The following is a 21,225-nucleotide window of genomic DNA, read 5'->3' as shown; positions in this document are numbered from 1 at the left end:
TCCTCAGGCCCGGTCCGACGGGTTGCCGGGCATCAAATCATAGGGGTGTTTCCAGCCGGGCTGTTCGCTGATGCGGGTGAGCCAGGCGTCGATATTGGGCCACTCGGCCCGGTCAAAGCCGAAGGGTTCCGGGTAGTAGAGGTAGCTGCAGCAGCTGATGTCGGCATTGGTGAGGCCATCGCCCACAATCCACTCGCGGCTCTCCAGATGGTGTTCCAGCGTGGCATAGGCGGCCTTCAGGCGGCCTTGCATGAAGTCGATCACCTCTTGCGAGCGGTGCTGTTCCGGCAGGAAGTTGATCAGAAACCGGGTCATGCCGGCCTGGCTGGACATCTTGTGATTGTCCCACAGCACCCAGCGCAGCACTTCGTATTTGTCCTCGGGGCGGCCGCCGAATTTGCCGGTCTTGTCGGTGATGTACTGCTGGATCGCGCCCGACTGGCTGAGCGTTACATCCCCGTCTGCCAGAACCGGCGCTTCGGCCATGGCAGAGAATTCCCGGAACTCCGGCGTGCGGGCAGCGCCGCCGAAGAAATCGACAAAGACCGGTTCCCAGTCCAGCCCGGCCAACTCCAGCGCCAGCGCGGCTTTGTAGGAGTTACCGCTTTCACCAAAGCAATGCAGTTTGAGTGTCATCTGTTGCTCCCTGTTTCGGATGGCGGAGCGGGGGTTTCACACCCCCGCGCCCCCGTGGAGTATTTTTCGGAAAGATGATGGGGCATTAACCCGCCTCATCGCTCGGTTTGTTACCTTGGGCTTGCGGTACAGGCTGGAGAGCCGATGGCCGTGAAAGGTGAAGACGTCCCTGCTTATTTGGCGAAGGCTTGGGGGCAGGGACACATCCCTTGCTTCATCTTTCCCCAAATACTCACCTTTCATCATCTGCCTCCCGCGGTGCCGCCACGGCCCCTGCGGTTACAGCGACCGCGCAATCAGCTCCTTCATGATTTCGTTGGTGCCGCCGTAGATCCGCTGCACCCGGGCATCGGCCCACATTTCCCCCACCGCATATTCCTGCATGTAGCCGTAGCCGCCGTGCAGCTGCAGGCATTCATCCAGCACTTCGCCCTGGGTGTCGGTGATCCAGTATTTCGCCATCGCAGCCTTTTCGACGGTCAGCTTGCCCTGCAGGTGTTCGGTGATGCATTCATCCAGGAAGGCGCGCGCGACCTTGGTCTTGGTCAGGCATTCGGCCAGTTTGAAACGGGTGTTCTGAAACTGCGTCAGCGGCCCGCCGAAGGCCTGGCGCTCCTTGCAATAGGCAACAGTGCGCTCCACCGCGCCTTCCATCGCGCCAACCGCGCCGCAAGCGATGATCAGCCGCTCCTGCGGCAGCTGCTGCATCATCTGGTAGAAGCCCTGGCCCTCGGCGCCGCCCAAGATGTTCTCCGGCGGGATCTCCACATCGCTGAAGAACAGCTCCGACGTGTCCGCCGCGTGGCAGCCGATCTTGTCGAGGTTACGGCCGCGGCTGAAGCCCTCGGCGCCATCGGTTTCCACCGCCACCAGCGAAACGCCCTTGGCGCCTTGGCTGGGGTCGGTCTTGGCGGCCACCAGGATCAGGTTGGCGTGCTGGCCATTGGTGATGAAGGTCTTCTGCCCCGACAGCCGGTAAGCGTTGCCATCCTTCACTGCTTTGGTCTTGATCGCCTGCACGTCGGATCCGGTGGAGGGCTCGGTCATCGCCAGCGCGCCGACCAGCTCGCCGGTCACCATCTTCGGCAGCCAGCGGGCTTTCTGCTCCTCGGTGCCATAGGCCAGGATGTAATGGCCGACGATGCCGGAATGGATGCCATGGCCCCAGCTGGCCAGGTTGGCGCGGCTGCCTTCCATCAGGATCACCGCCTCATGGCCGAAATCGCCGCCGGCGCCGCCGTATTCTTCGGGGATCGAGGGGAGGAGAAGCCCCAGCTCCCCGGCCTGGGTCCAGGTCTCCCGGTCCATCAGGCCCTGCTTGCGCCAGGTCTCGAACCTGGGGGCCCATTCATTGGTGATGAACTGGGCGGTCATCTCCCCAAGCATCTGATGCTCTTCCGTCATCCATGCGGAGTGCGTCTCGGTCATCTCTCTCCCTTTGCTGCGCTTTGCTAGCGCTTTCGCGCCTCCAGCTCGGCGTTGAACAGCCGCAGCCGGTGGCTCAGGTTCTCGTAGTCCGTCACGCTGTCGAAATTCTCGAACAGGAATGACAGCGCTTCTCCCTCGTCCAGCCCCGCCTCCTGGGCGAACTTCTTCAGCCTGCGGTAGCCGTCCTCCGTCATGGCGATCGGCAGGCGGCGGGTCAGGCGGAATCGTTTCGGCATAGTGTGGTCCTTCGTGTGTCAAGGCACCGGCCGGGGCTGAACCGGGCGCCCCATGACGGGACGCCCGCAGGCATCAGAAGGCGTCCGCGTCCAGCGCCATCACCGTGTCCGCACCGCTTTCGATGCGGGCCAGGTGCAGCTTGGTCGCGGGCAGCCGCCGTGCCATGTAGTACCGGCCGGTTGCGAGTTTCGTCTCATAGAACGCCGCGTCATCGGCCCCGGCGTCAAGCGCTTCCTGCGCCGCCTTGCCCATCTTGGCCCACATCAGGCCCAGGCAGACCTGGCCGAACAGATGCATGAAGTCATAAGACCCCGCCAGCGCATGGTTCGGGTTCTTCATGCCGCTTTGCATGAAGAACATGCCGGCGGCCTGCAGATCCTTGGAGGCTGCCTGCAGGGGCTTGATGAAGTCCTTGGTGAAAGCCGCTGAAATCTCTTTGTTTTCCTGGCAGAAGGTTTTCACTATGTCAAAGAAGGCGAGGACGTATTTACCGCCGTGCTGGCCCAGCTTGCGGCCCACCAGATCCAGCGCCTGCACGCCGTTGGCGCCCTCGTAGATCATCGCGATGCGGGCGTCGCGGGTGTATTGCGACATGCCCCATTCCTCGATGTAGCCGTGGCCGCCATAAACCTGCTGCGCCAGCACCGTCATGTCGTAGCCCTGATCGGTCAGGAACCCCTTGATCACCGGCGTCATCAGCGAGATCAGCCCGTCGGCGTCCTTGTCGCCGGCGCGGTGCGCCTGATCGATCAGGGTGGCGCCCCACAACAGGAAGGCGCGCGCGCCCTCGGCAAAGCTTTTCTGGTCCATCAGGGAGCGGCGGATGTCCGGGTGCACGATCAGCGGATCGGCAGGGCCGTCCGGGTTCTTGGCGCCGGTCACGTCGCGGCCCTGCAGCCGGTCCTTGGCGTATTCCACGGCGTTCTGATAGGCGGCCTCGGCCTGCGCCAGGCCCTGCATGCCGACGCCCAGCCGGGCCTCGTTCATCATGGTGAACATGGCGCGCATGCCCTTGTGCTCCTCGCCCAGCAGCCAGCCGGTCGCGCCGTCATAGTTCATCACGCAGGTGGAGTTGCCGTGGATGCCCATCTTCTCCTCGATCTTGCCGACCGAAACGCCGTTGCGCTCGCCCAGGCTGCCGTCCTCGTTCACCAGGAACTTCGGCACGATGAACAGGGAAACACCCTTGATGCCCTCGGGGCCGCCGGGGATCTTGGCCAGCACCAGGTGCACGATGTTTTCCGCCATGTCATGGTCGCCGGAGGAGATGAAGATCTTCTGCCCGGAGATGCGGAAGCTGCCGTCGCGCTGCGGCTCCGCCTTGGTGCGCATCAGGCCCAGGTCGGTGCCGCAATGCGGTTCGGTCAGGTTCATGGTGCCGGTCCACTGGCAGCTGATCATGTTGGGCAGATAGGTGGCCTTCTGCTCCTCCGTGCCATGCGCCAGGATCGCCGAGGCCGCGCCGTGGGTCAGGCCCTGGTACATGGTGAAGGCCTGGTTGGCGGCCGAGAAGAACTCGCCCACCGCGGTGCCCATCACATAGGGCATGTTCTGGCCGCCGAACTCTTCCGGCATGTCCAGCCCGGTCCAGCCGCCTTCCTTCATCTGCTCGAAGGCTTCCAGGAATCCTTTGGGGGTGTAGACCACGCCGTTCTCCAGGCGGCAGCCCTCCTGGTCGCCCACCGTGTTCAGCGGGTGCAGCACTTCGCTGGCGATCTTGCCTGCCTCTTCCAGCACGGCACCGGTGAAGTCCGGCTCCAGCTCGCTGTATCCGGGAATGTCCTGGCCGGAGACCTTCAGCACGTCGTGCAGAATGAACTGGGCGTCTTTGGCGGGGGCTCGATAGGAAGGCATTGCGGTCCTCTTCAGGGTCTTGGTGATCGTGGTCAATGCCGGGCAGGCCGGCGGGATAGGGCGGGGCGGCGGCCTATTCGGCCGCCTCCTGCTTGGCTTTCATCGAGGCGATCATCTTCTCGCCCCAGGCCAGCTGGTCCTTCAGGTCCTCGATTGCCTCGGTCAGCTCCTCGCGCTGGCGCTCCATATCGGCGAGCCGTTCACGCGCGACCTCATAGGTCTTGGTGAGCTGGGTCACCTGCTGGTCGCCGACATGGTACAGCTCCAGCAGCTGGCGGATTTCCTCCAGGCTGAACCCGAACCGCTTGCCGCGCAGGATCAGCTTCAGCCGGGCGCGGTCGCGTTTGGTGAACAGCCGCTTCTGGCCGTCGCGGATCGGGAACAGCAGTTCCTTGGCTTCGTAGAACCGCAGGGTGCGGGGCGTCACGTCAAAGGCCTCGCACATCTGTCGGATGGTCATTGTGTCTTCGGTCATCGTCGTCACTCTTACGGCTTGGTGCAGGGCCAAGCTGTGCGCAGTTCGGATTCCGATCAAGACTGACTTTACGTTTACGTAAGTTGTACGTTGCGTCACTTTCGGTGGCGTTACGAGTTCGCAAAACGAACAAAAAATGACGTAACGTTACTGGTCCGAGGGCGGCCCGCAGTCCGGTTCCGGCACCGGATCAGCCGCGGAAACAGGCGAATCCGGCCTGCGGATTCCGCCAATGAAAAACCCCGCCACAAGGGCGGGGTCGCATTTCCGTTAAGATGTGTTGGGCCTATTTCAGCAGCGCCCGGGTGCTTTCGCGCAGTTCGCTCAGTTCCTCAATGGCCTCATTGATCTGCTCACGCTGCTTTTCCAGCTCCACCAGCTGGCGGTCGGCCATTTCCATGAAGGCGTGGTTCTGGGCGTCATTGCCCTCTTTTTCATAGATCAAGAGCCACTGGCGGATCTCTTCCAGCTGGAAGCCGAACTTGCGCCCGCGCAGGATCAGTTTCATCCGGGCGCGCTCCCGCGCTCCGTAGAACCGCGACCGGCCTTCGCGGTCCGGCTGCAGCAATTCAATGTATTCATAGTAGCGCAGCGTCCGCGGCGTAACGTCGAACTCGGCGCACATTTCCTTGAATGACAATCTGTTGTCGGCCATCCGTCGTCTCCCTTGCCGGGAACCTATGCACTTGCAGCGAACAGTGCAACCTCCGTGGCGGCACACTTGCGCTTTCACTTGGCGGCGGCCAAAGATGGGGCAGAGATTTCAAAGGACAGCCCCATGGCCGACAAGACCGAGCTCGCGCGCCAGTTCATCGAAGCGATCCCCCATGCCAAGCAACTGGGCATGAAGCTGACGGAGATCGGCGACGGCACCGCCGAAATCCGCATGGGTTACGACAAGAAGCTGATCGGCGACCCGGCCACCGGCGTCATTCACGGCGGCGCGGTGTCGGCGCTGATGGACACCTGCTGCGGCGCAGCGGTGATGAGCCACCCCTCCGCCCCCGGCGGCACTGCCACCATCGACCTGCGCATCGACTACATGCGCCCCGCAACCCCGGGGCAGGCGATCACCACCCGCGCCACCTGCCATCAGATCACCCGCACCGTTGCCTTTGTTCGCGCCGTGGCCGTGGATGAGGATGAGCACCGGCCCGTCGCCACCGCCTCCGGCGCCTTTACCGTGGAGAAGAAGTTTTGAGCCGCCCCCGTCCAGAACCGATCCAGGTGGTCAAGCAGCGCCGCGATGCAGCCCTGTCGGCGCTGGTCGACTCGGTGCCGTACATCCGCTTCCTGAACGTGACCTTCGAGCGCCGCGGAGATGAGCTGACGGCGCAGCTGAATTTCGACGACAAGCTGATCGGCAATCCGTTTCTTCCTGCCATCCACGGCGGGGTGACTGCAGCATTCCTGGAAATCACTGCGATGATCACGCTCAATTGGTCGCACCTGTGGCAACGCATTGAATCCGGTGATCTGGATCCGGCGGAAATGGCCAAAGGCAACCTGCCGCGCCAGCCCAAGACCATCGACTTCACCGTCGATTACCTGCGTTCCGGCCTGCCGCGTGATGCCTATGCCCGCGCCCGGGTGAACCGCTCCGGCCGCCGCTACGCCTCGGTGCATGTCGAGGCCTGGCAGGATCACAAGGACAAGCTGTTTGCCCAGGCCACCGGCCATTTCCTGATGCCGCAGGACCAGAACGGCGAAGGCTGAACGGATGACCAGTGCGGACACGGAGATCACCCACAAACGGGTGCTCAGGATCGCTTTGCCGATTGTGCTGTCGAACGCCACGGTGCCGATCCTGGGCGCCGTGGACACCGGCGTGGTCGGCCAGATGGGCGAGGCGGCGCCGATCGGCGCGGTGGGCATCGGCGCGGTGATTCTGGCGACGATCTACTGGATCTTCGGCTTCCTGCGGATGGGCACCACCGGGCTGGCGGCACAGGCCCGCGGGGCGGGGGATTGGGCTGAAACCGGTGCCCTGCTGATGCGCGGGCTGCTGCTGGCCTTTGCCGCCGGCGCCGTGTTCATCATTGCGCAGAGCGCGGTGTTCTGGGGTGCCTTCGCGCTGGCGCCGGCCAGTGCCGAGGTTGAAAGCCTGGCCCGCGATTACCTGGAAATCCGCATCTGGGGCGCGCCGGCCACCATCGCGCTGTATGCGGTCACCGGCTGGCTGATCGCGGTGGAGCGCACCCGCGGCGTGTTCCTGCTGCAGGTCTGGATGAACGGGCTGAACATCGTGCTGGACCTGTGGTTCGTGCTGGGCCTCGGCTGGGGCGTGGAGGGCGTTGCCATCGCCACGCTGATTGCCGAATGGACCGGTCTGGCATTGGGGCTCTACCTCTGCCGGGATGCCTTTGCCGGCGATCAATGGCGCGACTGGGCGCGGGTGTTCGACCCTGCGCGGCTGAAACGGATGATGCAGGTCAACGGCGACATCATGGTGCGCTCTGTGCTGCTCACCGGGTCCTTCACCACCTTCCTGTTCATCGGGTCCGGCATCGGCGATGTGAACCTCGCCGCCAATCAGATCCTCTTGCAGTTTGTCGAGATCACAGCCTTTGCGCTGGACGGTTTCGCCTTCTCCGCCGAGGCGCTGGTGGGCGGTGCTGTCGGCGCCAAGGCCCGGCAGCGCGTGCGCCGCGCCTCCATCATCTCGTCGCAATGGGGTGTCGGCGGGGCGGTTCTGCTCGGCATTGCCTTTGCCGCGGGTGGCCCCTGGCTGATTGACCTGATGTCCACCTCGCCTGAGGTGCGCGAAGCGGGCCGGGTGTTCCTGATCTGGGCGGCGGTGCTGCCGGTCCTGAGTGTCGCCAGCTACATGTTCGACGGCATCTACATTGGCGCCACCTGGACCCGCGATATGCGGTGGGCGATGCTGCAGTCGGTGGCCATCTATGTGGCCGCACTGCTGGTGCTGGTGCCGGCCTTTGGAAATCACGGGCTGTGGGGGGCGCTGATTGTCCTCAACATCGCCCGCGGCGTGACGCTGGGCCTGCGCTACCCGCGGCTGGAGGCGCAGGTGGGCGCATAGCAGGGGGCAGGCGGGCTGCGACGTCCGCCCGGCGTCTTACAGCAGTGTTTCGAGAGCCTCGGTCGGACGGCCGATCACCGCCTTGCCGTCCTTGATCGCAATCGGGCGCTCGATCAAGATCGGATGCGTGGCCATTGCCGCCAGCAGCTCTTCCTCGGCGCTGTCCTTCGCAAGGCCCAGCTCCTTGAAGACCTTTTCCCCGGTCCGCATCATCGCAACCGCGGAAACGCCAAGCGCCGCCTGAACGGTCTTGATCTCCTCGAGCGAGGGCGCGTCCTGCAGGTACAGCCGCTGCTGAACCTCCGCGCCGCGCTCTTCCAGCAAGGCGAGGCCTGCGCGGGATTTCGAGCAGCGCGGGTTATGCCAATAGGTGATCACAGCCAATCCTTCCGTTTGCTTCCAACCGCTTGCGCGGCGTTGTCAAAGCCGTCGCGTGCCAGCAGCGCGTCCAGCCCGCGGGCAATGTCGCCCGCCAGCGACAGACCGCCATAGACCATCGCGGTGTAAAATTGCACGGCGCTGGCACCGGCGCAGATTTTGGCATAGGCCTGCTCTGCCGTGCTGATGCCGCCGACGCCGACCAGCGGCACCTTGCCGTCCAGCAGCTCCGACAACTGCGCCAGCACCCGGGTGGATTTCTCGAACAGCGGCGCGCCGGACAAGCCCCCGGCCTCGCCTTTGTGGGCACTGCGCAAGCCGTCGCGGGACAGGGTGGTGTTGGTGGCAATCACCGCGTCGATGCCGGTCTCCAGCGCCACTGCAGCAATGTCCTCGATCCCTGCACGGTCCAGATCCGGGGCAATTTTCAGGAACACCGGCACCCGGCGGCTGAGGCCGTCGCGGGTTTCGATCACGCCCGCCAGCAGCGCCGACAGCGCCGCCTTGCCCTGCAGGTCGCGCAGCTTCTCGGTGTTGGGGGAGGAGACGTTGACGGTGGCAAAATCCAGATGCGCGCCGCAATGGGCCAGCACCTTGGCGAAATCCGCGGCTCGGTCTTCGCTGTCCTTGTTGGCGCCGAGGTTCAGCCCGATCACCGCGTCGCGCGGCCGCTGGGAGAGGCGCATGCCAATCGCCTCCATGCCCTCGTTGTTGAAGCCGAAGCGGTTGATCGCTGCCTTGTCCTCGGTCAGGCGGAACAGGCGCGGCTTGGGATTGCCGGGCTGCGCGCGGGGCGTAGCTGCGCCCACCTCAATGAAGCCGAAGCCGGACTTCGCCAGCGGCGCCAGCGCCTCGGCGTTCTTGTCATAGCCCGCGGCCAGACCAACCGGGTTCGCCAGATCAATACCTGCCAGCGTGGTCTTCAGCCGCGCCGAAGTCACCGGGCCGGGGGCAGGGGCCAGCCCCATGGTCAGCGCCTTGACCGACAGCCCATGCGCCGCCTCCGGGTCGATCCGGTGCATGGCGGCAAGGGCAAGCTTCTCTGTCAGCTTCATGCCATTTCCTCCGGGAACTGATGGGAGCCCTTCACCAGCGGCAGCGGCTTGGCCCAGACCACGTCGCTCATGCGGATGTTACGGTAGAGATGCGGGAACTCTGCGCCGCCGCGGGAAACTTCCCACTTCAGGTCATCGCCCATCGCATCGGCATCGCAGGCCAGCAGGGTCAGCCCATCAGCGCCGGCAAAATGCTTGGCAGCGGTCTCGGCGGCTTGGCTCGCGGTGGAGAAATGGACATAGCCGTCCGCCACATCAATTGGTGCGCCCGGGGTCTCGCCCGCGGCCTGCAGTGCGGCCCATTCGTCCGCCCGGAAAATCTTGTAAATCAGCATGACGGCCTGATGCCCTGCACCGCCAAAGGAATCAAGGGGGATTGGCGGGGGCGGAGCGCGCAAAGCTGACGCAAGGGGAGGCGCCGGCCCGGCTTTTCCCCTTTGACCGGCGCGGGGTTTGGGCGCAGGCTTGCCCGAAACGGAACACGGGAGCGCTCCTCATGATTGCACGGTTTCTTTCGTCGGTTGCAGCCCTGGCCCTGACCGCCGGAGCAGCGGCGGCTGAGTACAGGCTGACGATCCTGCACACCAACGATTTCCATTCGCGGTTTGAGCCGATCAGCAAATACGACAGCACCTGCGACGCCGAGGATCAGGCCGAGGGCAAGTGTTTCGGCGGCACCGCGCGGCTGGTAACGGCGATTGCAGCCGCGCGGGCGCGGGCGGCGAATTCGATCCTGGTGGATGGCGGCGATCAGTTTCAGGGTTCGCTGTTCTATACCTATTACAAGGGCAAGGCCGCGGCGGAATTCATGAACCAGCTGGGCTATGACGGGATGACCGTCGGCAACCACGAGTTTGACGACGGGCCCGAGGTTCTGCGCGGGTTCATGGATGCGGCGGGCTTTCCGGTGCTGATGTCGAATGCGGATGTGTCACAGGAGCCGTCGCTGGCGGATGTGCTGAAGAAATCCACGGTGATCGAGCGCGGCGGCGAAAAGATCGGCCTCATCGGCCTGACGCCGGAGGATACGCATGAGCTGGCAAGCCCAGGCAAACACGTGCATTTCTCCGATCCTGTTGCGGCGGTGCAGGCGGAGGTCGACAGGCTGACCGCGGAAGGCGTCAACAAGATCGTGGTGCTCAGCCACTCAGGCTATGGCGTTGACCAGCGGGTGGCGGCGGAGACCTCCGGTGTGGACGTGATCGTCGGCGGCCACAGCAACACCTACCTGTCCAACACCTCGGACAAGGCCGCGGGGCCGTATCCGACCGTGGTGAACGGGGTGCAGATCGTGCAGGCCTATGCCTATGGCAAGTTCCTGGGCGAGCTGAACGTGACCTTTGATGATGCGGGCAATGTAATCCTTGCGGAAGGCGAGCCGCTGATCATGGATGCGGCCGTCAGCGAGGACGCGGCGACGCTGGACCGGATCGCGGAGCTGGCCCAGCCGCTGGATGAGATCCGCAACAAGGTGGTGGCGGAGGCCGCGGAACCCGTTGAGGGAAGCCGCGATGTGTGCCGGGTGCAGGAGTGTCCGATGGGCAACCTGGTGGCCGATGCGATGCTGGACCGGGTCAAGGACCAGGGCGTGACCATTGCCATTGCCAACTCCGGCGGCATCCGCGCCAGCCTGGATGCGGGGGAGGTCACCATGGGCGAGGTGCTGACCATTCTGCCGTTCCAGAACACGCTGTCGACCTTCCAGATTGACGGCAAGACGCTGGTCGCGGCGCTGGAGAACGGGGTGAGCCAGGTGGAGGACGTCAAGGGCCGCTTTCCGCAGGTGGCAGGGCTGAAATTCAGCTGGGACAGCTCTGCCGCGCCGAACGCGGGCCGCGTCACCGAGGTGCTGGTGGCAGAGGGCGACGGCTTTGTGCCTATTGATCCGGCCAGGACATATGTGGTGGTCACCAACGATTATGTGCGCAAAGGCGGCGACGGCTATGCGATGTTCGAAGGGAACGACAAGAACGCCTATGACTTTGGCCCGGACCTGGCGGATGTACTGGCGGAGTATCTGGCGGCGCAGGGGCCTTATACGCCCTATACCGACGGGCGGATTGCGCAGGTGAAATAGGCAGCGTCACATGGGTCCGGACCGGACCCAATGTTTCGCGCGCGAAACATTCGGGCAGGAGGGCTGCCGCATTATTTTTGGAATTTGATAACCTTGGCCGGCGCTTCGTTAACGGGCTGGCGGGGGGCTGAACAGCGTGGCAGAATGCAGCCATGGACCACCCGCTGATCGACCTCATCAATGCCCGGATCGAAGCCGCCGAAAAGGACGGCGCCTTTGACAACTTGCAAGGCGCTGGCAAGCCGCTGCCGAAATGCGAGGATCCGGAGAATGAACTGGTCAACCGGCTGGTGCGCGAAAGCGGCGGGGTTCCGGAGTTCGTCAGCCTTTCGCGCGAGCTTCAGCGCCTGCGGGCGGAGCTGCGCGAGGCCGGCGACCGCAGCCGCCGGCAGGAGATCCTGAAGGAAATGTCGATGATGGATGCGCGGATCGAAATCGCGCGCAAGGCCTACACCAGGTAACGTCCGTTAACCTTTGATTTCAGGCCAGATTTCCGGGTTCAGCCCGTCAATGAAGGGCGCCAGGACATCGGCGTACTTCTCCCATTTGCCAATCGAACGCGTGTGCGCCGTCTGCCTGACTTGCGTGTTCGACAGCGTCAGCACCTGGCCTTCGTGGCGCTCGGGGTGGGCCATGTCCTCGACCCAAGTAAGCCCGCAGAAGTCCGCCAGCTTGCGGCTTTCACCCTCGATGTCGGCAACGAAGGTTTCGTAGCGCAGGTCATAGATCCGGCCCGGCATCACCTGCCGCCAGTGCTGCATCAGCCGCCCGTAGAGGTTGAAGCGGTGCGCCATCGCCTTGAGGTCGTAGGCGTAGGTTAGCGAGCTGCCGGAGAAATAGCCGCGCCAGATCGACAGCGCCACATCGCGCGGATCGCGGCAAAGATGAACAAACTGTGCATCCGGGTAGGCGGTGCCAAGGTGGCCCAGGAGGCGGTAGTTGTCGGGCATCTTGTCGACATAGGCGCGGGTGCCCTTGGGCATTTCGGGCAGGCGGCTGATGTCGTCTGCCGTGAAATCGCGGGCGGCTTCGGGGGTGAAGTCCTGATCCTTGTCCAGACAGGGATGCAGCAGGAAGGCCGGCACGCCGCGCTCGCCCAGCGGGAACACATCGGGGTGCAGGCCGATCACGGTTTCGGTGAGGGTGGTGCCGGAGCGCGGCATCCCCACCACATAGATCGGGCGCGGGCCTTCCGGCGCGGTTTCCGCCGGGGTGATGACATCCGGGAAGGCGGCCATGATGCGGCTGAACTGGCGCTCGCTTCCCTCGTAGTCATAGGGGGTCTGCGCCGCCATGCAGGCGTTGGCCTCGTCATTGTGGGCGGCGAAAGCCTCCTTGTCGCCGGCCTGATCGGCGATCCGGGCCAGGGCAAAACTAACATTGGCGCGGTCAAGTGAACGCGGGGCTGCGGCTTTCAGCGCCTTCTGCGCGACGGGCAGCAATTCCGCGTTCTGGTCGCGGCTGCTGATGCGGGCCAGCATCTCCAGCACCTGGGTGTCCTTGGGGTCCAGTTCCATCAGCGCCAGGCATTGCCCGCGGGCAGCGGCGGAGTCGCCGTTGGAGATCAGCTGGCTGGCCAGGCGGCGGCGCGCCTCCACGTTCTGCGGGGCCACGGCGACGGCCTTCCGGGCGGTCTCGGTGGCTTCGTCCTGACGCATCAGCCGGGCCAGCAGCAGGCTGGCGTTCTGCAGCGCGTCGGCGTCGTTCGGGTTCACCTTGACCGCGGCCTGATAGTCGGCCAGCGCCGCCTTTTCGTCGCCCAGCGTGTTCCAGGCCGTGGCGCGCAGCCGCAGCATCCGCGGCTGGCGCGGATCGCGGGCCAGCGCTGCGGTGGCGGTTACGATTGCGGCTTCGGGCGCGTTCATCACCAGATGCGCCTGCGCCTGCAGATACAGCGCCGCCTGATCGCCGGGCTGGTCCTTCAGCACCCGCTCCAGCAGCTTCATCGCCGGTTCGCCCTGCTGCAGGAACAGCAGCGTCTGCGCCAGGTTCTTGCGGGCGTCGTGAAAGCCGGGGGCCAGCGCCAGTGCCTTCTTGAAATACGGAATGGCATCGCGGTGCTTGCCCAGGCCCGACAGCGAAATGCCGGCGATATTGGGAAAATCCGGGTGGCTCTTGTGCCGCTTCATGCCGCCCTTGGACTGTTTCAGCGCCTGTTTGAACTTGCCCTGGTTGAGAAAGCCCAAGGCGGACTGGAGATCATTCTGAAGAGTCATGAGGCCTATCTATCATCCTGTCAGGGCGGCTGAAAATCCTCGGCCAAGGCAGGCTTTGCATCTGCGCCCCGGCCCGGGTTAGAAATCAGCATGTGCGGACGATTTGCCATAACCCTGCCCACGGATGCAATGGCGCAGCTGTTTGCGGCGCAGCCTGCAAACGATCTGCCCAAGGTGCCGAACTTCAACGTCTGCCCGACCAACCCGGTGCATGTGGTGCACGCGGGCGATGCCGGGCGGCAGCTGGCGGCCATGCGCTGGGGCTTCCTGCCGCATTGGTACAAGAGCGAGAGCGCCGGGCCGCTGCTGATCAACGCCCGGGCAGAGACGATTGCGGAGAAGCCTGCCTTTGCCAAATCCTGCCGCGAGCGGCGCTGCCTGATCCCGGCCAGCGGGTTTTATGAATGGACCAAATCGGCGGACGGCGCCCGGCTGCCCTGGTACATCCGCCGCAGCGACGGCGCCCCCATTGCCTTTGCCGCTGTCTGGCGGAGCTGGGGGGCGGATGATCCCGTCAAGACCTGCGCCATTGTCACCACTGCCGCCAACGAGGAGCTGTCGGCCATCCATCACCGGATGCCGCTGATCCTGGAGCCGGAGGACTGGGGCAAATGGCTGGGCGAGGAGGGCCTTGGCGCCGCCAGGCTGATGCGGCCGGGGGCAGAGGGCCTGCTGGAGTTCCACCGTGTCGATCCGGCGGTGAACTCCAACCGCGCCGGGGGGGCGGAGCTGATTGAGCCCTTCGGCGAGGAGGATATCCCGCGCGGGCGGCTGATCTGAGGCTATTCGGCAGCGTGGCGTCCGGGCAGGTCGCGCTGCGGCGCGCGGCTGAGGTCGTTGCCGGCCAGGGTCGCCTTTTGCAGCAGGGCCACGAAAGTTTCCTGCTCCGCTTCCGTAAGGCCGGTCAGAATGCCGGGCTGCGACGCGCGGACGATGGGCAGGATCCGGTCCAGAAGCGCGGCGCCGCCGCGGGTCAGGCTGACCTCGCGGGCGCGGCGGTCGGCCTGGGACACGCGGCGTTCCACCAGGCCCTTGTCCACCAGCCGGTCCACCACCTTGCCCAATGTGGCGCGGTCATAGGCGATGAGCCCCGCAACCGAGGCCTGGTCGATGCCGGGGTGGCGGTGGATGGCGGCCATGGCGGCAAACTGCACCGGCGTCAGGTCGACGCCCTCTGCCGCCATGTGGTCCATGAACTGGGCAACGGAGATCTGGTGCAGCCGCCGGATCAGGTGGCCGGGCAGGGTGTGGATGTCCAAAGGGTCGCTGGTCATGGCCGTCTGGTCCTTGGCGGTCTGGTGCGGCGGGGCATTCAGTGCCGCGCCGGTCTGTTTGCAGTGACTGCCATACCGCCCCGTGCGCATTTCGCGCAAGACTTATCGCAGCAGCTGCGGCAATTGCGGCTTTTCCTGGCGCAAGGAGCGGGGTAGAGCATGGTTCATGGCGCTGAAATTCACCTCCCTGCAAGAGTTCTATGCCCACGGTTTCGATACTGTGATCGACGTGCGCAGCCCGGCGGAATATGCCGAGGACCACGTGCCCGGTGCAATCAGCCTGCCGGTGCTGAACAATGAGGAGCGCGCCGAGGTCGGCACCATCTACGTGCAGGACAGCCCGTTCAGGGCGCGCAAGCTGGGCGCGGCACTGGTGTTCCGCAATGCTGCCAACCACATCGAACAAAGCCTGAGCCACCACGAAGGCAGCTGGAAGCCGCTGGTCTACTGCTGGCGCGGCGGTCAGCGGTCGGGGTCCTTCACATGGATGCTGCAACAGATCGGCTGGCGCGCCGAGGTGGTGGAGGGCGGCTATCAGACCTACCGCCGCCTGGTGAACGCGGCGCTGTACCAGAGCGCACTGCCGCACCGGCTGGTGGCGCTGGACGGCTATACCGGCTCGGCCAAGACCGAGGTGCTGAAGCGCGCAGGTAGCCTGGGGGTGCAGGTGCTCGATCTGGAGGGGCTGGCCAATCACCGCGGCTCGCTTCTGGGGGAAATGCCGTCGCCGCAGCCTTCGCAGAAGGGCTTTGAGTCCGCGCTGGCCGGCGCCTTGATGCGGCTGGATCCGGCCCGTCCGGTGCTGGTGGAGGCAGAGTCGAGCAAGATCGGCCAGCGTTTCATCCCGCCGGCTGTGTGGGACGCGATGAAACAGGCCCCCCGGATCGAATTGCAGGTGCCGGCGGCGGCCCGCTGCCGCTATCTGGTGGCGGCTTATGACGATATCCTGTCGGATGCGGACCGGCTGCGCGAGAAACTGGGGCCGCTGCGCGCGCACCGCTCCGGCGCGGTGGTGGATGGCTGGTTTGCCAGCATCGAGGCAGGGGACAAGGCCGGTCTGACCGAAGCGCTGATGGCGCAGCACTACGACCCTGCTTACCGCAAGTCCCGCGCGGCGATCGGGGCGGTGGTCGCCGCCACCGTCGACGCGGAGGCACTGGATGAGGCGGGGCTGGATGCCGCCGCGGCGCGGGTGGCGGAGGTCATGTCCGGTCTCTGACGGAGCCGCTCCCGCCCGGTGCCGGTGCATCTGCGATGCCCCGCTCCCGTTGGGCGCAGCGCTGCGCTGGCGCGCAGCGGGTCAAGCACTGAGGCTGATCGCCCCGGAACCTTCCGTGACTTTGCCGACAAGGGCCGCCGGATACCCGGCCGCGCGCAGCTGCTTGAGCAACTCGCCGGCCTGGTCAGCGGCGACTGCTGCCAAGAGGCCGCCGGCGGTTTGCGGGTCGAACAGCAGGTCCTGCCAGCCGGAGGTTTTCAGCTCCGGCAGCGCAGCCTGGTTGGCGGCAAACAGGGACGAGCGGATGCCGCGGTCTGCCAGCTCGGCAGCGCCTTGCATCAGGGGGATCCGGCCGGTGAACAGTTCCGCGCCTGCACCGGAGGCTTCGCAGATGCCGAGAAGATGGCCCAGCAGGCCGAAGCCTGTCACGTCGGTCATCGCGCGGGCGTCCTGCAGGATGCGGGCGGCAGCACCTTGAGGCTGGCACATTTGCTCTAGCGCCGCCGCGACCCATTCGCCTTTGGCTTCGCCGGCCATCTCGGCGGCCATCAGCACGCCGGAGCCGAGAGGCTTGGTCAGGAGCAGCGCATCGCCCGGCTTGGCGCCGGTGAGGGTGATCGCCGGGCGGGGGCAGAGGCCGGTGACCGTGAACCCTATGGTCAGCTCATCCCCCAGGGAGGTGTGGCCGCCGATGATGGCGGCGCCGGCCTGTTGCAGGACCTCCGAGGCGGCTCCCATGATCTCCTGCAGGGTGCGGGCCTGGAGCGCGGGCGACATGCGCGGCAGGATCAGGTTGGCGGTGGCCGCCTGCGGCTCTGCCCCCATTGCCCAGATGTCGCCGAGCGCATGGACGGCGGCGATGCGGGTCATCATCACAGGGTCGTTTGTGAAGCTGCGCAGATGGTCGGTGCTGATCACCTGTCTGACGCCGCCGGTGGTCAGCAGCGCCGCGTCATCGCCGGGCAGCGGGGTGATATCGCCGCGATTGCCTGTGCTGAGGCCCGCAAGCGTGCCGAGCAGCGCGTCGCGGCCCACCTTCGCACCGCAGCCGCCGCACATGGGCTTGTCCCCCAGTGCCGCTTCCATATCCAGCGTGTGTTCGGCAGGCAGCGGCGCGGCTTCCATCGCTGGCAGGTCGCGGAATTTTTCCATGAAGGCCTGGTCGATGCGGTCCTTCCAGGTCCACATCAGCGGGCCTGCGAGGGCGGTGCCGAAACGCTCGCCAAGCGCTTCCCTGGAGCCCATGGAGATCAGCTTCAGGTAGTCCTTCTGCGGGCGGTACCTGCGCATCGGATCGCCGGTCATCAAGGCGCGCAGGTTGTGATAGAGCACCGGGGCCTGGCGGACGGCATAGACGCCGGCCTTGGGGCGCGGGGCGAAATCCATATGGGCGCAGTCGCCGGCGGCAAAAACCTCGGCGGCGGAGCTTTGCAGGGTTTTGCCGACCCGGATGAAACCGTCGTGCAGCGCCAGGCCGCTGTCCGCAAGCCAGCCGTAGGGGCGGGCGCCGGCGGCGCCGGTGGTGAACTCCGAGAGGATCTCGCGTCCGTCCTCCAGCACGATGCAGCTGTCTTCGATGCTGGCGATCCGGGTGTTTTCCTCCAGCCGCACGCCGTGGCCGGTCAGGGCGCGCCGAAGCGTCCTGCGGGCCGTTTCGCCAATTGCGCGCAGGGCTTCTTCGCTGTCGATCAGCGTGGCCTGCGCCAGGCGCCCGCGCGATTTGAGCGCATGAGCCATCGCCAGAATCAGCTCCGCCCCGGCAACGCCGCCGCCGATCACGGCAACATGGGCGGGGCCATCGCCTTCGCGGAAGGCAGCCCATCGGGCGGCAAAGCGCCCCAAAGGCTTCGCCGGGATGCCGTGGGCGGCAAAGCCCGGCAGGTCCGGCATGGCGGAGGTGATGCCGATGTCGATCGAGGCAACGTCGTAGGCAATCGGCGGGCGGCCGGGCACATGCACCAGCCGGGCTGCGGTGTCGATGTGCTCAGCGGCGCCGAGGACCAGCCGGGCGCCGGCAAAACGGGCGAGGCGGACAAGGTCGATGTCCAGCTCGTCCCGAGTGTAATGGCCTGCGGCGAAGCCGGGAAGCATGCCGGAATAAGGGGCGGCGGGGCCGGGGTTGATCACCGTCAGCCGGGCGCCGGGGAGGGGTTTCATCCCCCATTTGCGCAGCACCAGCGCGTGGGTGTGGCCGCCCCCCACCAGCACAAGGTCGCGTGTCAGCGGCAAGCGGGAGGTGTCCATCACTGTTTCGGCCTTCCTGTCTGTGCCGCGCTTACTCGTCGGCGGGCGGGGTCGGGGCTGCTTGCCGGCGTTGCTCGTCCTCGGGCGTGTCGTGCGTTGCCCAGTGGTCGTCCCCGCCGGCTTCTGGCATGGTGTCGCGGGTTTCCTGCCGGTGGATGTGCACCTTGGCAATGAAATTTGCCGTGATGGGCGCGGTGAGGAACAGGAACAGGGTGATCATCAGCTCGTGAAACGAGAAGTATTTCTCGAACGCTGCCGCATGCAGCATGGAGGCCAGCAGCACGCCGCCGACGCCCAGGGTTGTGGCCTTGGTCGGCGCGTGCAGCCGTGACATCGGATCGTTGAGCTTGATCAGACCAAAGGAGCCGACGATGCCGAATACGCCGCCAATCACCAGCAGAGCGGCAACAAGGAATTCCAGCAGGGTTACCATCTGTTTTCCCCTTACTCGATGATGTTGCCGCGCAGGATGAAGCGCGCGTAGGCCACAGTGGAGACAAAGCCGAGCATGGCGATGATCATTGCGGCCTCGAAAAAGATCTCGGTTCCCAGCGCCAGGCCATACAGCACCATCAGGGCGATGGCATTGATGAACATAGTGTCGAGCGCCAGGATGCGGTCGGCCACATTGGGAGCGGTGACGACCTTCCACAGATTCATCAGCATGGCCAGCGCAAAGCAGCCAAAGGCGAAGGTGGCGGCGCTTCCGATCATTCGAAAATCTCCATCAGCCGGCGCTCGTAGCGCTGTTTGATTTCATCCCGGACCGCGTCCGGGTTGGGGGCGTCAAGGCAGTGGACCAGCAGGGCGTGGCCCTCATCCGAGACATCCGCCGAGAGCGTGCCCGGGGTCATGGTGATGGTGCCTGCCAGAGCGGTGATCGCCTCCGGCGTCTTCAGCTCCAGCGGGACCGTGATCCAGTTGGGGCGGCGGTCGGTGTTGGGTTTGAACAGCACGATGCGGGCCACGATGATATTGGCCTGAACGATGTCCGTCAGCACCACCAGGATGTACTCCGCCACCTTCAGCGGGCGGCGCAGGTTGGGGCGGTTGGGCCAGAACGGCTGGGTCACGAAGGGGATCAGCACCCCCAGCAGGAAGCCGAAGACCAGGGAATTCAGTGACCAGCGGTTTACCAGCAGCAGCCAGGTGATGGTCAGAAGAAGCGTCAGCAGAGGGTGCGGGAAGAGCCGCCAGACCAGTTTCATTCAGCTGTCCTCCCAAGCACGGTGTCGATATAGGCCGCGGGCGCATAGAGCTGGGCTGCCGTCGCCTCGGCGTAGCGGGTGGCGGGACCTGCAAAAACGGTGAGCGCCACCAGCCCGGCAAGGAGGCCGAAACAGGCCACGAAGGCGAGCGCCGGCGGCGGTGCGGTTTCCGCGGCGGTGTAGCCGGGTTCCTCGGCCGCGCGCTGGGGCAGGCCGTGGCCCTTCCAGAACAACAGCGAGCCGGCACGGGCCATGCCGATGATGGTGATCAGGGAGCCCAGCAGGATCACGCCCCAGATCCAGGGCGCCAGGTCGGCGCCGCGGGTGGCATCCAGCACCAGCAGCTTGCCCAGGAACCCCGAGAGCGGCGGCATCCCCGCAAGGGCGATGGCGGCAGCAAAGAACAGCGCCGAAATCAGCCCGGTCTGCGGCATTGGCAGCTGCGGCAGGATCCACTGGCCCTGGCGTTCGATCACCAGGTCGGCGACCAGGAACAGCAGCGCGGCGGCGAGGGTGGAATGGACGAGGTAATATAGCGCGGCCGCCGCGGCGGTCTCGGTGAACAGTGAGATCGCGATCAGCAGCGTGCCCATCGAGGCGATGGCGCCGAAGGCCGCCAGGCGGCCGAGTTTCCTGGAGCCGAGGACGCCGATGGCGCCGGCGCCGAGGGTCAGCAGGGCGGCGGGCAGGAGCCAGCTTTCGGTCAGCCCCGCGGTGGCCTCGACCTCGGGGCCGAACACCAGCGTGTAGATGCGCAGGATCGAATAGGCGCCGACCTTGGTCATGATGGCGAAGAGCGCCGCCACCGGCATCGGCGCGTTAGCATAGGCCGAGGGCAGCCAGAAGTGCAGCGGCAGGAGCGAGGCCTTGATCGCAAAGACCAGCAAGAGCATCACCGCGCCGACCCGCAGCAGTGCGGTGTCCTCCGCCGGGATCTGGGCGACTTTCACCGCGAGGTCGGCCATGTTCAGGGTGCCGGTCACCGCATAGAGCGTGCCGAGCGCAAACAGGAACAGGGTGGAGCCCAGAAGGTTGAACACCACATACTGCACGCCGGCCTGGAACCGGCGGGTGCCGCCGGAGTGGATCATCAGCCCGTAGGAGGCGATCAGCAGCACCTCGAAGAAGACGAACAGGTTGAAGGCGTCGCCGGTCAGGAAGGCGCCCATGATGCCCATCAGCTGGAACTGGAACAGCGCGTGGAAGTTGCTGCCGCGGGTGTCCCAGCCGGAACCGATGGCATAGAGCAGCACCGGCAGCGCCAGCAGCGAGGTCAGCACGATCATCATCGCGGACAGCCGGTCGAGCACCAGCACAATGCCGAAGGGCGCGGGCCAGTCGCCGAGCTCATAGACCTTGACGGTGCCGTCCGCGGATTGTGAGGCCAGCGCCAGGGTGATGCCTGCGAGCAGAACCGCGCTGGCCAGCGAGAAGATGCGCTGCAGGTCCAGATGGTGGCGCAGAACCATGATGATGAAGGGTGCAACAAGGGCAGGCAGCACCACAGGTGCAATCAGAAGATGCTCCATCACGCGTCGTCTCCTGCGCCTTCGGGTTCGGCCGGCATGGCGGTTCTGTCATCGAGCGAGGAGAGGTACGCTCCGAGGGCGATCATCACAACGACGGCGGTCATGCCAAAGGAGATCACGATGGCGGTCAGCACCAGCGCCTGCGGCAGCGGGTCGGTATAGGCGACCTCCTCGTATTTGTTCAGGATCGGCGGCGCCGCAGTGACCAGCCGCCCGGTGGCGAACAGGAAGACGTTCACAGCATAGGTCAGCAGCGACAGGCCCAGGATCACCGGGAAGCTGCGGCGGCGCAGGATCAGGTAGATGCCGGCCGCCGTCAGGATGCCGACGGCCGAGGCAACGAGAAGTTCCATGC

Annotated in this window: 24 protein-coding genes; 7 read left to right on the top strand and 17 right to left on the bottom strand. The window is 65.5% G+C overall.

What is annotated here, in order from left to right; all coding sequences use genetic code 11:
• Positions 1-3: 3 nt before the first annotated feature.
• The 6 genes from KUV26_RS04580 to KUV26_RS04555 all read right to left on the bottom strand — a co-directional run bounded on the left by KUV26_RS04580 (position 4) and on the right by KUV26_RS04555 (position 5,285).
• Complete coding sequence (locus KUV26_RS04580) at positions 4-636, bottom strand: glutathione S-transferase family protein (RefSeq protein WP_222507470.1); 633 nt, start codon at positions 634-636, stop codon at positions 4-6.
• 279 nt (positions 637-915) lie between these two features.
• On the bottom strand, positions 916-2,064 hold the full coding sequence (locus tag KUV26_RS04575; RefSeq protein WP_222507469.1) for an acyl-CoA dehydrogenase family protein: 1,149 nt from the start codon (positions 2,062-2,064) through the stop codon (positions 916-918).
• A gap of 23 nt (positions 2,065-2,087) precedes the next feature.
• Positions 2,088-2,300: a hypothetical protein gene (locus KUV26_RS04570; protein WP_019295796.1), complete on the bottom strand. Its 213-nt coding sequence runs from the start codon at positions 2,298-2,300 to the stop codon at positions 2,088-2,090.
• Between the two features lie 73 nt (positions 2,301-2,373).
• Positions 2,374-4,155 (bottom strand): acyl-CoA dehydrogenase C-terminal domain-containing protein, encoded by a 1,782-nt coding sequence (locus KUV26_RS04565; RefSeq protein WP_222507468.1) that lies wholly within the window; start codon positions 4,153-4,155, stop codon positions 2,374-2,376.
• Positions 4,156-4,228: 73 nt separating this feature from the next.
• Complete coding sequence (locus KUV26_RS04560; RefSeq protein WP_222502940.1) at positions 4,229-4,630, bottom strand: MerR family transcriptional regulator; 402 nt, start codon at positions 4,628-4,630, stop codon at positions 4,229-4,231.
• Between the two features lie 286 nt (positions 4,631-4,916).
• Positions 4,917-5,285 carry a MerR family transcriptional regulator gene (locus KUV26_RS04555; RefSeq protein ID WP_222502941.1) on the bottom strand — a complete coding sequence of 123 codons (369 nt, stop codon included), beginning with the start codon at positions 5,283-5,285 and terminating at the stop codon, positions 4,917-4,919.
• Positions 5,286-5,408: 123 nt separating this feature from the next.
• Between KUV26_RS04555 and KUV26_RS04550 the strand changes: the two genes are divergently transcribed.
• From KUV26_RS04550 to KUV26_RS04540, 3 genes are read left to right on the top strand one after another with little or no spacing between them, the layout of a single operon-like run.
• A complete protein-coding gene (locus KUV26_RS04550) occupies positions 5,409-5,831 on the top strand; it encodes a PaaI family thioesterase (RefSeq protein WP_222507467.1) in 423 nt (140 codons plus the stop codon).
• A complete protein-coding gene (locus KUV26_RS04545) occupies positions 5,828-6,346 on the top strand; it encodes a PaaI family thioesterase (RefSeq protein WP_024089720.1) in 519 nt (172 codons plus the stop codon). Before KUV26_RS04550 ends, KUV26_RS04545 begins: the two co-directional genes overlap by 4 nt.
• A 4-nt stretch (positions 6,347-6,350) precedes the next feature.
• Positions 6,351-7,670, top strand: a complete 1,320-nt coding sequence (locus tag KUV26_RS04540) for an MATE family efflux transporter (protein ID WP_222507466.1) — start codon at positions 6,351-6,353, stop codon at positions 7,668-7,670.
• A gap of 36 nt (positions 7,671-7,706) precedes the next feature.
• Here KUV26_RS04540 and arsC read toward each other — a convergent pair whose 3' ends face one another.
• Genes arsC through KUV26_RS04525 form a run of 3 tightly spaced genes read right to left on the bottom strand, consistent with a single transcriptional unit; the run spans position 7,707 to position 9,438 of the window.
• Positions 7,707-8,048: an arsenate reductase (glutaredoxin) gene (gene arsC / locus KUV26_RS04535; RefSeq protein ID WP_222507465.1), complete on the bottom strand. Its 342-nt coding sequence runs from the start codon at positions 8,046-8,048 to the stop codon at positions 7,707-7,709.
• A complete protein-coding gene (locus KUV26_RS04530) occupies positions 8,045-9,103 on the bottom strand; it encodes a quinone-dependent dihydroorotate dehydrogenase (protein ID WP_222507464.1) in 1,059 nt (352 codons plus the stop codon). Before KUV26_RS04530 ends, arsC begins: the two co-directional genes overlap by 4 nt.
• Positions 9,100-9,438: a DUF952 domain-containing protein gene (locus KUV26_RS04525; RefSeq protein WP_222507463.1), complete on the bottom strand. Its 339-nt coding sequence runs from the start codon at positions 9,436-9,438 to the stop codon at positions 9,100-9,102. The genes KUV26_RS04530 and KUV26_RS04525 overlap by 4 nt, the downstream gene beginning before the upstream one ends.
• Before the next feature lie 161 nt (positions 9,439-9,599).
• Here KUV26_RS04525 and KUV26_RS04520 point away from each other — a divergent pair, with 161 nt between their 5' ends.
• Positions 9,600-11,180: a bifunctional metallophosphatase/5'-nucleotidase gene (locus KUV26_RS04520; RefSeq protein ID WP_222507462.1), complete on the top strand. Its 1,581-nt coding sequence runs from the start codon at positions 9,600-9,602 to the stop codon at positions 11,178-11,180.
• A gap of 152 nt (positions 11,181-11,332) precedes the next feature.
• The gene (locus KUV26_RS04515) at positions 11,333-11,641 is read left to right on the top strand and encodes a DUF1992 domain-containing protein (RefSeq protein ID WP_222507461.1); all 309 of its coding nucleotides are present in this window, start codon (positions 11,333-11,335) and stop codon (positions 11,639-11,641) included.
• Between the two features lie 6 nt (positions 11,642-11,647).
• On the opposite strand, the gene KUV26_RS04510 is transcribed toward KUV26_RS04515, so the two are convergent.
• Positions 11,648-13,396 (bottom strand): tetratricopeptide repeat-containing sulfotransferase family protein, encoded by a 1,749-nt coding sequence (locus tag KUV26_RS04510; protein WP_222507460.1) that lies wholly within the window; start codon positions 13,394-13,396, stop codon positions 11,648-11,650.
• A gap of 90 nt (positions 13,397-13,486) precedes the next feature.
• Here KUV26_RS04510 and KUV26_RS04505 point away from each other — a divergent pair, with 90 nt between their 5' ends.
• Complete coding sequence (locus KUV26_RS04505) at positions 13,487-14,176, top strand: SOS response-associated peptidase (RefSeq protein WP_222507459.1); 690 nt, start codon at positions 13,487-13,489, stop codon at positions 14,174-14,176.
• Positions 14,177-14,178: 2 nt separating this feature from the next.
• Here the strand turns inward: KUV26_RS04505 and KUV26_RS04500 are convergent, their stop codons facing one another.
• Entirely contained in the window at positions 14,179-14,670 is a 492-nt protein-coding gene (locus KUV26_RS04500) for a MarR family winged helix-turn-helix transcriptional regulator (protein WP_222507525.1), read from the bottom strand.
• Positions 14,671-14,836: 166 nt separating this feature from the next.
• On the opposite strand from KUV26_RS04500, the gene mnmH reads away from it, so the two are divergent.
• Positions 14,837-15,889, top strand: coding sequence for a tRNA 2-selenouridine(34) synthase MnmH (gene mnmH / locus KUV26_RS04495; protein WP_222507458.1), 1,053 nt, complete (start codon positions 14,837-14,839; stop codon positions 15,887-15,889).
• An 81-nt stretch (positions 15,890-15,970) separates the two neighbouring features.
• Here the strand turns inward: mnmH and selD are convergent, their stop codons facing one another.
• Genes selD through KUV26_RS04465 form a run of 6 tightly spaced genes read right to left on the bottom strand, consistent with a single transcriptional unit; the run spans position 15,971 to position 21,223 of the window.
• Entirely contained in the window at positions 15,971-18,133 is a 2,163-nt protein-coding gene (selD, locus tag KUV26_RS04490) for a selenide, water dikinase SelD (protein WP_222507524.1), read from the bottom strand.
• A gap of 31 nt (positions 18,134-18,164) precedes the next feature.
• On the bottom strand, positions 18,165-18,566 hold the full coding sequence (locus KUV26_RS04485; RefSeq protein WP_222507457.1) for a Na+/H+ antiporter subunit G: 402 nt from the start codon (positions 18,564-18,566) through the stop codon (positions 18,165-18,167).
• A gap of 11 nt (positions 18,567-18,577) precedes the next feature.
• Positions 18,578-18,847 carry a K+/H+ antiporter subunit F gene (locus tag KUV26_RS04480; RefSeq protein ID WP_222502954.1) on the bottom strand — a complete coding sequence of 90 codons (270 nt, stop codon included), beginning with the start codon at positions 18,845-18,847 and terminating at the stop codon, positions 18,578-18,580.
• A complete protein-coding gene (locus KUV26_RS04475) occupies positions 18,844-19,341 on the bottom strand; it encodes a Na+/H+ antiporter subunit E (RefSeq protein ID WP_222507456.1) in 498 nt (165 codons plus the stop codon). Before KUV26_RS04475 ends, KUV26_RS04480 begins: the two co-directional genes overlap by 4 nt.
• Complete coding sequence (locus KUV26_RS04470) at positions 19,338-20,870, bottom strand: monovalent cation/H+ antiporter subunit D (RefSeq protein WP_222507523.1); 1,533 nt, start codon at positions 20,868-20,870, stop codon at positions 19,338-19,340. Before KUV26_RS04470 ends, KUV26_RS04475 begins: the two co-directional genes overlap by 4 nt.
• Entirely contained in the window at positions 20,870-21,223 is a 354-nt protein-coding gene (locus KUV26_RS04465) for a Na+/H+ antiporter subunit C (protein WP_222502957.1), read from the bottom strand. The genes KUV26_RS04470 and KUV26_RS04465 overlap by 1 nt, the downstream gene beginning before the upstream one ends.
• Positions 21,224-21,225 lie beyond the last annotated feature (2 nt).

It is taken from the genome of Leisingera daeponensis (assembly GCF_019801465.1).
In the GTDB taxonomy this organism is placed as follows: domain Bacteria; phylum Pseudomonadota; class Alphaproteobacteria; order Rhodobacterales; family Rhodobacteraceae; genus Leisingera; species Leisingera daeponensis_A.
Note: the sequence above shows the minus strand (reverse complement) of the source record. Positions and strands in the feature narration are given on the sequence as shown.